We start from the raw sequence: 11,920 nt of genomic DNA on the forward strand, positions 1-11,920 counted from the left end.
ACGCCTCGTGACCAGCCTCCTGATCCTCGCCGCGCTCGCCGCCTGGCTCTACCACCGCCACCAGCAGCGCCGCCGCCCGCCCACCCGGCCCGTGCGTGGCAACGGCGAGGCCGGCGCCTCGGCAGCCGCCCGCGCCCGCGAACTCCGCACCCCCGGCGTACGGCTCGCCACCAGCCTCGGCATCCCGACCCAGCGCGGCGCCCTCGCCGACCGCTCCGACGCCGGAGCCGAAGGCGAGCGCCGCACGGCCGCGCGCATCGACCCGCTGCGCCAGGAGGGCTGGACGATCCTCCACGACCGCGCCCTCCCGCGCGGCCGCGCGAACCTGGACCACCTCGCGATCTCCCCCACGGGCGTCGTGATCCTCCCCGACACGAAGCGCTGGTCCGCCCGCTACCGCGTCCGCGTCGTCAACGGCCGCCTCCTCCACGGCGGCCTCGACGTCACCACCCGGCTCAAGGGCCTCCTCCACGAGGCGCGCACCGTCTCCGCCGCCCTCGGGACTCCGGTGGTCCCGCTCATCGTCATGGACGGCGCCCCTATCGAGGGCGGCGAGCTCACCTTCCACGGCATCCGCATCGTCCCCGCCGACCGCGCCTGCACGGTCATCCGGGATCTGGGCCGCAACGCCACGACGAAGTCCTCGCCACAGCTCGCGGCCCGCGCCGCCCGCCTCTTCCCGTCCTACCCGGGAGCGGCCTGATGACCGCTCGTCAGGACGCTGGGCCCCGTGATGTCGACGCCTTCCTCGCCGACCTCGACGCTGTGCTCGCCGCCACGCCCACCAGCGAGGCTCCCGCTCCGACCGAGCAGGGCATCCCCACGGTGCCCACGCCCACGGAGCCCACGGCTCCTGAGCCGGGACTTGCCCAGCTGGCCGTCGACGAATCTCCTGCCACGACGACTGCCGACCCTCAGGATCTTCCCGCCGAGCCCGCCGAGCCCGCCGAGCCCGCCGAGCCCGCCGAGCCCGCCGAGCCCGCCGAGCCCGCCGAGCCGGACCCGGAGTCCGTACCGGACCTCACCCCGCCCACCCCGACCGCGCCCACCGCACCCAGCCCCCGCCCCCGCACGCGCACCGTCACCGGCCGCTCCGGCCGCCTTCCCGACTGGCGCACCGGCCAGACCACCGACCTCACCCTCCCCGCCAAGCCCGAACCCGAACCCACCCCCGAAGCCACCGAGCCCGACACCGACGACGACCAGGACGACGAGCAGACCACCCCCCGCACACGAAAGCTCTGGGCCCTCCTCAAGGCCGACCACGAAGCAAGGGCCGTCACCACCCCTCCCAAAAGCCAGAAAGCCCGCGCCCGCGCCCGACGGACCGTCTACGCCGTCACCGCCTACGGCATGGGCTGGACCCTGCACCTCCCCACAGCGATCACCTCCCTCCTGGAAGTCTCCGCCGACTACGCCATCCCCGTGTCCGGAGGCGTGCTCGCCGCCGGGATCGTCGGCCTCGCCACCCACACGAGGGGCGGAGGTGTCGTCTTCCTCTCCTCCCTCGGCCTGATCACCGTCATGACCATGGTCCCGCCCGCCTACTTCATCGGCGGCGCCCTGACCCTCGCCAGCCTCCTCGCCTACCGGGTCGTGCGCGGTTGGCTCGGACAGTACGCCGCCACCTGGCCCTGGACGGGCGTCGCCTGGGCCGCCTTCATCCCCACCGCCACGACCGCCGTCACCACCCTCCTCCACGGCACGAACTGAAGCGAGCCCCTCCCATGAACCAGATCTTCGGAGCCATCGGCTTCACCGGCGCCGCCGTCGTCATGACCGTGCTCCTCATCGTCGGCGCCCGCCGCAAGTGGAAGATCAAGCTCAGCGACGAGGGCGTGATCATCTGCGCGTTCATCACCGGTCAGTGTTACGCGCAGGCTGGCCAGACTTTTTCCTTCGTCGCGGACGTAAGCGGGGGCCTGTCCGAGGCCATCCGCCAGTCCTTCGGAGCGGCCGGAGGCTTCGGCGCCGGAGCCGTGGCCCTCCTGTTCTGCCTGGTCCTCTACGGGTGCGAGCCGAAAAAATTCCGCAACGCGATGATCGCCCTGATGCTCCCCAGCCTCTTCACCGCAGCCGGCGGGATCTTCGCGATCATCACCACCGTCCTCAGCAACCTCACCCGTACGGCGTCCGGCTGATGTCCCCGAGCCTCGCCGCCCCGCAGCCCGACCGCCCCGACAACGAGGACCAGGAGGAGCGCCTGGCCGTCGTCCTTGACCTGCCCACCGACGGTCAGGACGCCCCGGCCGAGACCGCCGACAGCCGGTGGCGCGCCGCCTGGGCGCGGCTCGCCGAGGAAGCGGCCCCGGCCGGGGCCGGGGCGGGCCGCCGCGCCCTGGCCGCCCCACCCCTGCGCCGGTACGTGCCCAGCCGAGCCAGTCTGGCCGTCATCCGGCCCGGCGCCCTGATCATCGTCCGGTGCGCGTGGACCCTGGCCCGCCGCGTCATGACATCCGCCTCCGCCCTCACGGGAAGGACCGCAGGGAAAGCGGCGGAGAACACGGAGAAGCCCGGGAAGACCGCCAGGAAATGGCCCGGGAAAAACGGCACCAAGTCCATCTCCCTTGATGCGGTTATCGGTGGCACGCTCGTCGTGGGAATGGCCGTCGCGTTCGTTGTTCGCACGGCGCTGCCCGCCCTGACCGGATTCCTGACGGACAACCCCCTGAGTGTGCTCCGTGCCGCTGGTTTCGTCACGATCGTTTTCCTCCCCGCCGCGTGGGTCGTCGGCACCTACGCGCAGCAGCGTCACGCAGCCGAGCAAAGCACCCCCGACTCCGCCTCCGAAGAGGCCCCCGAAACCACCTCGGAAGTGGCCCCCGAAACCACCCGGGAAGAGACTCCCCCCGCGGTCCTGGAATGGGTCAAAAGCGCCATCGGGGACGGCCGTGCGGTGCACCTCCGGGAACTTCTTCTCGACCTCCAGCAGCACCACGGCGGAGAGGCCCTGGAGATGGCCGACCTGCGGGCCGGACTGGAGGCCCACGGCATCCCGATCCGGCCCTCCGTCAAGGCCCCCGCATCAGACCACGACGGGGCCATCAGGGTCCGCGTCGGAGTGCACCGCGACGACCTCCCTCCAGACCCCGTCCCCGCCCACGAGCCCCCACCCGGCCCCGAGCCCCCTACCTCAGCCCTACCAGCGCTCTGACCTGCAACAACTACCCCGCCCTACCGGCGCCCTACCGCCCCGACTACCGCCCCACGGGGCCGCCGGCCCACGGCGGCCCCGCACAGAAAGGCCCCCCGCCCTGACCCCGATGTACTGGTGCAAGCACTGCGACTGCGCCTACCCCCACGGCACCGAAGGCCCCTCCGAGGCCCTGCGGAAACACATCCGCGACCACCACGCCCCGCCCCCCGAGACCGGGCCCCCCGTGATCACCGGCTGGCACATCGTGATCGGCCTCCTCGTCCTCGCCGCCCTCGCGTGGATCGGCCGACACATCGGCCGCTGAAGGAAACGTGGAAACCGGAAGCCAAGCACAGAAGGAAAAGATGAAGATGCAGAACGCCACCGATCCCGATACCGAGCGCCGCATGGCCGATGCGGAGCGTGCGGAGGAGGGCGGGCAATACGACGAGGCAATCCAGATGTACGCCAGCCTCGGAAAAGACATTCAGGCCCGCTACGGAAGTTTCCACGGCCGCGCGATCGACGCCTTCGAGGGAATGGCTCGCGCAATCCGCAAAGCCTCCGCAAGCGGAAACGAGTAATGCCCACCACTTATCCCCGGGGCGGCCGACTCACTGCCAGGCGACCGACCGCCCCGAGGCCCCATCCCAACCACGGACAGGAACCCCCAGCATGGCACTCCGCAAGACGATGCCCCTCTCAGACCTCAAGCGCCCCGAGGGCAACGAGGTCTTCGCCACCGAGTACCGCGCCTCGCGCGGCGGCTACTTCCCTGCCGAGGACAAGCCCGTCCCCGGCCAGCCCAAGACCGACGACAAGAAGAAGCGAAACTGACCATGAGCCTCACCCTCGCCGAGGTCCACGACCTCGCCACCCACGCCCACGCCGGGCAGACCGACAAGATCGGCGCCCCGTACGTCCACCATGTCCGTGCCGTCGCCGGCGCCCTCGCCCCCTTCGGCACCGAGCTGGAGATGGCCGGACTCCTCCACGACATCGTCGAGGACACCGACTGGACCCCGGAGCGGCTCCTCATCGCCGGGGTCCCACCTCGCACTGTGGCCGCCGTCGTCGCCGTCACCAACCAGCCCGGCGAGGACTACCAGGACAAGGTCCGCCGCATCACCGCCTCCCGCGACGCCACCCTCGTCAAGATCGCCGACAACGCCCACAACTCCCGCCGCGACCGCGCCGAGCTGCTTCCCGCCGAGAAGCGCGAGCGCCTCGCCCGGAAGTACGCCGCCGCCCGCCGAGCCCTGTGGGCCGCCGTCGCCCCGGCCGACATCGAGACCATCCTCTGGATCGTCAACCCCCAGCTGCTCACTGACCTCGCCGAACACATCTGATCCGCCCTCGCGCCCGCCCCCAAGCCCGCCGGGCGCGGGGGCGGGCGCGCCTGCGCCCCGGCGCGAACGGCGGCCTCGCAGGCCCCCGCGCGCGGGACCGCCGTACGGCAACATGACGAACCATCAGATCTCGCAGATCAGGAGACACCGTGCCTCGCCCCGCCCTGCTCCCCGCCCTCGCCGCGCTCCTCCTCGCCGTCACCGGCTGCACGAGCGCCACCGAGACCGACACGACCACCGACCCGAAGCCCGCCGCCCCCCGCACCGCCTCCCCCAGCCCCAGTAGCACGTCCGGAGCGCGACCGCTCAACGACGCGATCCGAGACCTGAAGACGGCCCCGGAGTACACCGGCGCCTACGACCGCGACGCCTTCAAGCACTGGAACAAGGGCCTCAACCCGGGCGACGGATGCGACACCCGCGAGGAGCTGCTCCTGGCCGAGGCCGTCAAGGAACCCACCAAGGGCGACGGCTGCAAGCTCACGGGAGGGGAGTGGCTGTCCTACTACGACGAGGTCACCGTCACCGACGCGGGCGGCCTCGACGTCGACCACATGGTGCCGCTCGAAGAGGCGTGGTCCTCCGGCGCCCACACGTGGACGGCGGAGCGCCGCGAGGCGTACGCGAACGACCTCACCGCCGAGCGCTCCCTCGTCGCCGTGACCGCGAAGACCAACCGGTCGAAAGGCCGGAGGGACCCGGCCGAGTGGCTGCCCCCGGCCGACAGCGCCCTGTGCACCTACCTGGAGGACTGGACCGCGACAAAGCTGCGCTGGGGCCTGACCGCGGACACGAAGGAGCGCGACGCCCTCGCCCAGCACGCGAAGGACTGCCCCGACGCCGCCGTCGAAGTGCAGCCCGCCTCCTGACCTTGCGCACGAAAGAGGGGCCCGCCGTCACGCGGGCCCCTCTTTCGTACCGTCAGCGCGCCAGCACGTCCCACACCGCGACCACCAGCGCCGCCAGCCCCGTCAGCGCGCCCACCGCCGGGAGCGGCCACCGCCCCGCCTTCAGCGCCTCCACCTCGCTCTCCAACGCGGCGAGATCCCGCTCCGTGCGCTGCGACCGCTCCACCACCAGCGCGAGCGCGCCCTCAATCCGCGCAAGCCCGGTGGACAGCTCCCCCCGCAACTGGGCCAACTCCACCGCGACATCCGGCCCCGGCGGCGGCGTGCTCACGTCCCCTTCCCTCCTTCCACCGTCGACAGCTTCGGGCCCGACACCGGCGGCCGCACGTGCTCGGTGACACCAGGCCCCTGCCCCGGCCCGCCCACCGCGAGCGCCGTCAGCAGCGCCAGCACCCCAGCCATCCCCGCCGTGCTCAGCACAGCCACCCACGGCGCATCCAGCACGCCCGTCGCGCCCGCGCCCAGCACCGCGAGCGCCGACTGCGCGACCGTCCGCACGGTCCGCTCCGTGGTCGCCCGCCAGAACCCAGCATCGAACAGCGTCATGATCAGCTCGCCTTCCAGTACAGGCCGCGCACGCGCGCCGCCGACACCGTCACCGGCTCCTCGTCATCCGGCGTCGCCGGGTAGTAGACGACCTCCAGGCGCAGCTTCTCCTTCTTCCCGATCGACCCCTTGTGCCCGAAGTCGGCGAAGGTGTCGCCGGTCGTCCCGGCCCGCTCCACGATGCCGCTCTGCCACCGCGTCCCGTCCTCCCGCACGTGGAAGAACCGGCCCTGCACCGTGCTGCCCACCGGCGCCTTCACCGTGACCAGCGCGAGCGCGTCGTACGCCACCGCGCCGGACAGCAGATCCGTGTGCTCGACGGGAAGCGTCGTCCACGCCCCCGGGCGCAGCGTGCGGGGCGTGTCGTCGTACAGCCCGAGCGTGCTCGGCATGTCGCTCTCCTCAAGAGGGTTCCAGTCCGGTCCGTGAGCCAGTCGTTCGGCGACCGCCCGCCGGAAGTCGTGCATGTCGAAGGACGGGTCCGGCTTGCCTTCGACGGAGGTCTCCTTGTGCCCGACCGCGGAGTGCGCGCTCCAGCCGTGCGCGCGGCACAGAGCCGCGGCCCACCGGACAGCCGCGTCGTACTGCGCGTCGGGGTACGGGTCCGCGCCGTCCCCGAGGTTCTCGATCTCCAGGCCGTAGAAGCAGGTGTTGCCGTCCACGGTCCCGGACGCGACGGACGGCCGCGGGTGCTTGGCGCTCTCGGCGAGCACGGCAGCGAAGGCGTTCTTCGCGACGGGCCCCGCGTGGTTCGCGCGCCCCGCGCTCGTCACCGTGACGACGCCGCTCTTCGCCAGGAGCCCGTGCGCGAGCGGCCCCGGCAGATTCGACCGGCCACCCCACACCGTCGCCGCGCTGGAGCGGCCGGCCGTGTGATGGATCAGCACCCCGTGCACCGGCCCCCACGGACGGCCCGGCGCCGTACGGCTGTGCGTGCGCCACCCCGGATGCTCGACGACGTCCAGGCCCTCGGCGCGCAGCGCGGCGAGCATCCGGGCCGCGCTCAGCGGCGCCGACATCAGACCCGCTCCGGCCAGTGCCACGAGCCGCCCACCATCCCGGCGGCCTCCGCGTACGAGGAGCCGCCCGCCGCGAGCGGGTGGAAGAACTGCCCGGAAGGGTTGAGCACGACAAGACCGACGCGGCCGGCGTCCTCCGGGTCGACCTCGGTCACGATCGCGGTCCTGCACACCGACGGGAAGGTCTGCGTACCGTCCTCGCGCACTGGCGTGCCGTGCGAGACGTAGTGAACGGTGCGGCCCACGGAAGGACCTTCAACAGGAAGGGGCATGAGGTGCTCCTTGCTCTTACTTGTAGATCGCGAGCTTGAACTCGGCGAAGACGAGCTGACGGGGTGTCGACGCGTTGTGGCTCACCCGGAGCGACACGGGGGTAGGCGGGTGCACGAACATGCCGTGACCCTTGGTGAAGCACTGCATTCCGGGAGACGGCGGTCGGTGGTCGGTCGCCGTGGTGTCCACGCCCGTGGAGAGCCCCAGAGGGTCACGGCAGTACTGATCCCGGAGTTCGGTGTAGTCGCCGCTCTCCCACTGGATGACGGCGTGCAGCTCGCCCCACCCGTCGACGCTCGGCCAGATCAGGCCGGACCTGTCGTCGCCGCGCCAGTCCACGACCTGGTAGCCGTCCGGCTGCACGGCCTCGTGCATCTCGTACCGGTCGTACGACTCGGACGTGAAGGGGAAGCGCACGACGTGGTACGCGCCATCGTTGGGGATGGTCTGCGGCTCCGCGACGATCAGGCTGCACACCTGCACCTGGATCGGCGGGGGCGGTTCCGGCGGCGGGATCGTCGACGGATCGACGCTGAGCACGTAGGGGGCGGTGGTCGACCCCGAGCCGGTCACATTCATGCCGGGGCCCGGCGCGATCACACAGGAGCACCGGTCACCGCCGCAGCCGCCACGGGCCATCGGCTCCTCCACCACATGCGGGGGTTGGAGCCCGGCCCGGAACCAGAACGGCTTGTCCTACTTTGACACACACGCCTGCCCGGACAGGCCCGGACAGCGGGACAGCACCCGCACGGGCGCAGTCCCGGGCAGGTGCGTACCCACGGCCGGACATGGGCGAAGGGGTGTCCGGACCGTGTCCGGTCAGCCGTACAGCTCCACAATCACGATGCCGTTCCCCCCGGTCCCCCCAGCCTCCGCCGACCCGTTCAGCGAGAGGGCACCTCCGGCGCCCGCACCGTAGCCACGCGTGGACGTGCCCGGTCCCGCAGTCGAGCGCCCCAGCCCGCCCGTCCCCATGAACGAGTCACCGCCGAAACCCGCGTAGCCGTTGGTGCCCGACAAGCGCAGCGCCGTCCCCGACGCGCCCCCGCCCATGTTCACTTCACCCGTCCCCGCGAGAGGCCCGGCCACACCCGAGCTGGTGGTGATCGCCACGCCCGAATCCATGTTCGCTGTGCCGCCGTCCCCTCCGTTCGCTACCACGAAGCCGCCGAAGCTGCTCGTGCCGCCCGGCCCGCCCGCCGCGTTCGCGCCCCCCGCCGTGCCGCCCGCGCCGACCACCACCGACTCGGTAGTGCCGAGGTCGGCCAGCGCGATCAGCGCCTCCGAATACCCACCGCCAGCGCCACCGGGGCGCGCGATCGTCTGCGAGGCGTCCGCGTCCGCGCCCGCCGAACCCCCGCCGCCGGCCTGCACCCGGACACGCACGCGGGCCAGCCACGGGTAATCCCCGGGCCGGAACTGGTGGTTTCCGGGCGTCTTGTAGTGGAGGGTCGCGCGGAGCCCCTGCATGCCCGGGATCAGGCACAGCTCGCCGTCCCGGGACACCGTGAAATAGTCGCCACAGGCGCACACTGCGGATATGAGGATCACCTCGACGTGAGCAATGAGCCCGGCCCGAAACCAGCGGCGAGAAGAGCCTAGCCGCTCGTCCTAGCCCACCCCCAGTTCTTGCCCGTGACCACGTTGCTGATCGTTGAGGTGTCCACCCCGTACGCGGTCGCCAATGCGCTCTGGCGCTCTTCATCCCGGTAGCGCTCGTGGATCTCCATGACCTGGGTGAGCGTCAACTTCGCGGCACCGTGCCTTTCTCCACGTGTGCTGCGGTCTGACTCCACCATGTCTGTCATGTTCTGACGGTGGTCGCCGAGATATAGATGCCGTACGTTGACGCACCCTTCGTCACCCCTGTGGCAGGTGTGGAGCACGTGCCGTTCGCCAGGGTTGCCGTTGGCGATCACCCACACGGCCCGGGAGGCCGTCATGGCGTCGCCCTCGTGGGTGACGGTGAGTCGCCCACCCTCGGAGTTCGGCAGCAGGATGCAGTCGGTTGCTTCCGCGAGAGCAGCCGCCCGAAGCTGGGCCTGCACTTCCCCCTTCGGACGCTGCTTCACGCGCACTGCAAGGGGAGAGCCGTGCCGCTCCCACCTGGCGTGGTGCTTCTTGCACCACACGTCGCTGGTGAGCCGGTGCGTGGCAGGATTGGTGCACCGCTTGCTGTCTTCGACCACCGTGCAGACCAGGGGTTCACGCTGGCGCGGCACCGAATAGCGAGCGCGGTTACGGCACTTCAGAGAGCAGAGCTTGGCGTCCTTGCGGCGACCTGACATGTCAGTGCCGCATACGGCGCAACTTCGCGGTGTCGGGGTTGCGGCGTTGGCCTGCGTCATGGCGGTGTCGCCGTTGCGTTGCCGTCGGGCGAAGCTCCGGTGACATCGGCAGCGTACGGCGGAAAGCTCATCGCACCCGCCGAAGGAGCACGTATTCTCGTCCACGTCGGACCTCGCATCAGGTTCGTCAAAGGCCCCCGCGCGGTTGCCGCCGTCGCGGGGGAAATATCCGGCATTCTATCGGTCAATCCCGTTGTCCCTTAGGGGCTTGGGTCCCGGCGTCGCGGCGCTATCGCTCGTCGTCAGGATGCACGAGGCGCTCACGTGGACGGCAACTCCCGCTCCGGCCAGGACCGGTCGTGAGCCGAGCCGCCACACCGCTACCACGGCGCCTTCGGCCGCCACCTTCTCGACGACCGCGAGGTGCGGTCCCGACCCGGCCGGAGCCTCCACGACCGCCCCGACCACCATCGCCTGGCGCACGCCGTCCCACCTCCACACCGCCCGGCCGTCCGCGTCCGTCTTCAACACGGCCGCCAGCACCACCGTCCCCGACCGCCCGCGCGGGCCCGGAGGACCAGGCGGGCCCGGGGGCCCCGGCCGCACCAACTCCTCTCGCGCCGGTTCCGAGCCCGGCCCCGCCTCGCCGCTCCCCGGCGACCGCCGCCGCCGGTTCTCCATCCGCCGCGTCCGCCGGTCCAGGTCCCGCAGCACACCACCCAGCGGGCTCCCCACCGCCCGCCGCGCGGCCGTCCCGCGCGCGCCCACCTCAAGCCCCCGCCGGCACGAACTGCACGCTGACCGACTCTCCAGCCCCGCCCGTTTCCTTCACGGTCACTCCCTGGATCTTCAGTGACTGCCGGATCGTCCGGCACGTCGTCGTCGTGGCCACATCCACGCACCACCCCGGAACGAGACTGGGCACATCCACCCCCGCGTCCGGGGCGAGCGTCGTCTGCTGCGAAGTGTCGATGAACGTCGGCGCCGGGTTCGAGCCGCGAAGCCGCGACCGCGCCGCCGCCTCCGCTGACTGATCGTCGAGGATCGACGTCTCCTCGACCACCCGCTCCAAGAGCCCGTAGTACGGGTCAAGCCCGCCCGCCGCCCCGACAACATCAGGCTCCTCGTCCTGGCCCTCGCGCCCGTGCACGACCCACCGCGTAGCCGCCGACGCCCCGTCCTCCGCGACCGACAGGCCGCTGGGGAAGTCCTCGTCCGTCAGCGACCCGACGCGCTGGCAGTGATCCTCCGGCATCAGCAGAATCCGCCGGCCGACCGCCGTGAAGTCCAAACCGGTGCGGGCGAGGTCGCGAAGATGCTCGCCGCTCTGCCCCACATCCCGCTGGTACTCCCGGTCACCGCGGATACGGGTCGGCGCCACGATCTGCACCTCGTGCCCCGGGTCATCCGGCGCGAAGGCGTCCCGGATCAGCCACTGCGCGATCGTCGTGAGGTCCGCGCCGGACCACAGGCGATCTTCGTGCGGCACGCGCCAGTCCAGCCACGTCAGGACGTCCGCCGCCTCGATCGTCACCCCGGACCGCGTCCACGTCGGCGTCAGGACTGGCCCCTCCCAGACGAGGTGCCCATCGCGGTAGATCACCAGCCGGTGCCGCCACGCCCGCACCTGCGCGAGACGCGCGCAGCAGTCGCCGTCGGGGAGGATCGTGACCTTCGCCGAGGAGGCGTCGTCGAGGGCACGGGTCCATTCCACATCGGTGAGCACGGTCGCCTCGGTGAGGACCGCGCCACCCCGGTCCACGAGCTGGGCGGTATGCCGACCACAGCCAACGGGCACATCAGACCCCTCCCACGCGCGAAGAGCCCGGCCCGAAACCAGCGGCACCACGACGATACGGGGAATACGTTCCACCGTGCCGTCACCTTCGGCATGATGCCGACATGGATGCAGCAACATGGGTCGCCGCAGGCGCCGGACTGACCGGCACGGTCCTCGGCGGGGCGATATCAACCTGGTCAGCGCTCGTCACCCAGAAGCGCACTGCCGCCTCGCTACAGGACGAGAAGAAGCGGGACCGGGCAAGGAGCGCGGCTGAAGAGATCCTGGAACAAACTGCGCTCTTCACCTTCGCTGGAGGCGAAGACCGAACTCCGACGAGACAAGCTCTCTCCCGAGTGCATCGTCTTGTCCAACACATCTCGCAAACGGAGGTGCGAATACGTATCGAGGAGGATGCGTTTTTGCTCGCCGGACGGCCTTCCGACGATCCCCGATCAACAGCGCAGCGCCTAGCTGACTACGCCATCGTGAACCGCGACATCCATGTCGTGTTGGGCGCCTACCTGCGAGACGAACCGTGGCCCCCTCAAGCCGAGCGTATCGGGCAGATCCGTCGGCTGTACACCAACATCGGTTGGCGATCGGACAGGTGAAGGT

General features: G+C 71.3%; 19 protein-coding genes. 10 read left to right on the forward strand and 9 right to left on the reverse strand.

The genetic code is table 11. The features are described from left to right. From SSBG_RS26100 to SSBG_RS26135, 9 genes are all read left to right on the forward strand, one after another. Positions 1 to 703, forward strand: a 703-nt coding sequence (locus SSBG_RS26100) for a nuclease-related domain-containing protein (RefSeq protein WP_324603590.1), incomplete at its 5' end; no start/stop codon positions are given. Then, entirely contained in the window at positions 703 to 1,713 is a 1,011-nt protein-coding gene (locus tag SSBG_RS33390; RefSeq protein WP_008749048.1) for a hypothetical protein, read from the forward strand. The genes SSBG_RS26100 and SSBG_RS33390, both read left to right, overlap by 1 nt. 14 nt (positions 1,714 to 1,727) lie before the next feature. Further along, the gene (locus SSBG_RS26110) at positions 1,728 to 2,141 is read left to right on the forward strand and encodes a hypothetical protein (RefSeq protein WP_008749049.1); all 414 of its coding nucleotides are present in this window, start codon (positions 1,728 to 1,730) and stop codon (positions 2,139 to 2,141) included. Then, complete coding sequence (locus SSBG_RS26115; protein ID WP_008749050.1) at positions 2,141 to 3,154, forward strand: hypothetical protein; 1,014 nt, start codon at positions 2,141 to 2,143, stop codon at positions 3,152 to 3,154. The genes SSBG_RS26110 and SSBG_RS26115 overlap by 1 nt, the downstream gene beginning before the upstream one ends. A 109-nt stretch (positions 3,155 to 3,263) precedes the next feature. Next, positions 3,264 to 3,461, forward strand: coding sequence for a hypothetical protein (locus SSBG_RS26120; RefSeq protein ID WP_008749051.1), 198 nt, complete (start codon positions 3,264 to 3,266; stop codon positions 3,459 to 3,461). Positions 3,462 to 3,468: 7 nt separating this feature from the next. Further along, a complete protein-coding gene (locus SSBG_RS26125) occupies positions 3,469 to 3,720 on the forward strand; it encodes a hypothetical protein (protein WP_008749052.1) in 252 nt (83 codons plus the stop codon). A 91-nt stretch (positions 3,721 to 3,811) separates the two neighbouring features. After that, entirely contained in the window at positions 3,812 to 3,973 is a 162-nt protein-coding gene (locus tag SSBG_RS33395) for a hypothetical protein (protein WP_008749053.1), read from the forward strand. Positions 3,974 to 3,975: 2 nt separating this feature from the next. Beyond that, positions 3,976 to 4,485: an HD domain-containing protein gene (locus SSBG_RS26130; RefSeq protein WP_008749054.1), complete on the forward strand. Its 510-nt coding sequence runs from the start codon at positions 3,976 to 3,978 to the stop codon at positions 4,483 to 4,485. A 149-nt stretch (positions 4,486 to 4,634) separates the two neighbouring features. Continuing rightward, positions 4,635 to 5,354 carry an HNH endonuclease family protein gene (locus SSBG_RS26135; RefSeq protein WP_037870670.1) on the forward strand — a complete coding sequence of 240 codons (720 nt, stop codon included), beginning with the start codon at positions 4,635 to 4,637 and terminating at the stop codon, positions 5,352 to 5,354. Positions 5,355 to 5,406: 52 nt separating this feature from the next. On the opposite strand, the gene SSBG_RS26140 is transcribed toward SSBG_RS26135, so the two are convergent. The 9 genes from SSBG_RS26140 to SSBG_RS26180 form a co-directional block, all read right to left on the reverse strand. Beyond that, positions 5,407 to 5,664, reverse strand: coding sequence for a hypothetical protein (locus SSBG_RS26140; protein WP_008749056.1), 258 nt, complete (start codon positions 5,662 to 5,664; stop codon positions 5,407 to 5,409). Next, positions 5,661 to 5,939 (reverse strand): holin, encoded by a 279-nt coding sequence (locus SSBG_RS26145; RefSeq protein WP_008749057.1) that lies wholly within the window; start codon positions 5,937 to 5,939, stop codon positions 5,661 to 5,663. Before SSBG_RS26145 ends, SSBG_RS26140 begins: the two co-directional genes overlap by 4 nt. Before the next feature lie 2 nt (positions 5,940 to 5,941). Next, positions 5,942 to 6,982, reverse strand: a complete 1,041-nt coding sequence (locus SSBG_RS26150; protein WP_234010648.1) for an N-acetylmuramoyl-L-alanine amidase — start codon at positions 6,980 to 6,982, stop codon at positions 5,942 to 5,944. Next, entirely contained in the window at positions 6,958 to 7,203 is a 246-nt protein-coding gene (locus SSBG_RS26155) for a hypothetical protein (protein WP_234010649.1), read from the reverse strand. Before SSBG_RS26155 ends, SSBG_RS26150 begins: the two co-directional genes overlap by 25 nt. A gap of 43 nt (positions 7,204 to 7,246) precedes the next feature. Beyond that, positions 7,247 to 7,720 (reverse strand): hypothetical protein, encoded by a 474-nt coding sequence (locus SSBG_RS26160; RefSeq protein ID WP_037871968.1) that lies wholly within the window; start codon positions 7,718 to 7,720, stop codon positions 7,247 to 7,249. A 333-nt stretch (positions 7,721 to 8,053) separates the two neighbouring features. Then, complete coding sequence (locus tag SSBG_RS26165; RefSeq protein ID WP_008749061.1) at positions 8,054 to 8,785, reverse strand: hypothetical protein; 732 nt, start codon at positions 8,783 to 8,785, stop codon at positions 8,054 to 8,056. Between the two features lie 47 nt (positions 8,786 to 8,832). Continuing rightward, positions 8,833 to 9,582 (reverse strand): hypothetical protein, encoded by a 750-nt coding sequence (locus tag SSBG_RS33400; RefSeq protein ID WP_158677813.1) that lies wholly within the window; start codon positions 9,580 to 9,582, stop codon positions 8,833 to 8,835. Positions 9,583 to 9,759: 177 nt separating this feature from the next. Further along, the gene (locus SSBG_RS26175) at positions 9,760 to 10,053 is read right to left on the reverse strand and encodes a hypothetical protein (RefSeq protein WP_158677814.1); all 294 of its coding nucleotides are present in this window, start codon (positions 10,051 to 10,053) and stop codon (positions 9,760 to 9,762) included. Positions 10,054 to 10,291: 238 nt separating this feature from the next. After that, the gene (locus SSBG_RS26180) at positions 10,292 to 11,440 is read right to left on the reverse strand and encodes a hypothetical protein (RefSeq protein ID WP_008749064.1); all 1,149 of its coding nucleotides are present in this window, start codon (positions 11,438 to 11,440) and stop codon (positions 10,292 to 10,294) included. Between SSBG_RS26180 and SSBG_RS33405 the strand changes: the two genes are divergently transcribed. Then, positions 11,425 to 11,916, forward strand: coding sequence for a hypothetical protein (locus tag SSBG_RS33405; RefSeq protein ID WP_158677815.1), 492 nt, complete (start codon positions 11,425 to 11,427; stop codon positions 11,914 to 11,916). The genes SSBG_RS26180 and SSBG_RS33405 overlap by 16 nt on opposite strands. Positions 11,917 to 11,920 lie beyond the last annotated feature (4 nt).

It is taken from the genome of Streptomyces sp. SPB074 (assembly GCF_000154905.1).
Classification (GTDB): domain Bacteria; phylum Actinomycetota; class Actinomycetes; order Streptomycetales; family Streptomycetaceae; genus Streptomyces.

Coding starts and splice junctions, on each gene's coding strand:
- SSBG_RS26130 (WP_008749054.1), top strand. CDS start 3,976: ATGAGCCTCACCCTCGCCGAGGTCCACGACCTCGCCACCCACGCCCAC.
- SSBG_RS26120 (WP_008749051.1), top strand. CDS start 3,264: ATGTACTGGTGCAAGCACTGCGACTGCGCCTACCCCCACGGCACCGAA.
- SSBG_RS26180 (WP_008749064.1), bottom strand. CDS start 11,440: ATGTTGCTGCATCCATGTCGGCATCATGCCGAAGGTGACGGCACGGTG.
- SSBG_RS33400 (WP_158677813.1), bottom strand. CDS start 9,582: ATGACGCAGGCCAACGCCGCAACCCCGACACCGCGAAGTTGCGCCGTA.
- SSBG_RS33395 (WP_008749053.1), top strand. CDS start 3,812: ATGGCACTCCGCAAGACGATGCCCCTCTCAGACCTCAAGCGCCCCGAG.
- SSBG_RS33390 (WP_008749048.1), top strand. CDS start 703: ATGACCGCTCGTCAGGACGCTGGGCCCCGTGATGTCGACGCCTTCCTC.
- SSBG_RS26145 (WP_008749057.1), bottom strand. CDS start 5,939: ATGACGCTGTTCGATGCTGGGTTCTGGCGGGCGACCACGGAGCGGACC.
- SSBG_RS26110 (WP_008749049.1), top strand. CDS start 1,728: ATGAACCAGATCTTCGGAGCCATCGGCTTCACCGGCGCCGCCGTCGTC.
- SSBG_RS33405 (WP_158677815.1), top strand. CDS start 11,425: ATGGATGCAGCAACATGGGTCGCCGCAGGCGCCGGACTGACCGGCACG.
- SSBG_RS26115 (WP_008749050.1), top strand. CDS start 2,141: ATGTCCCCGAGCCTCGCCGCCCCGCAGCCCGACCGCCCCGACAACGAG.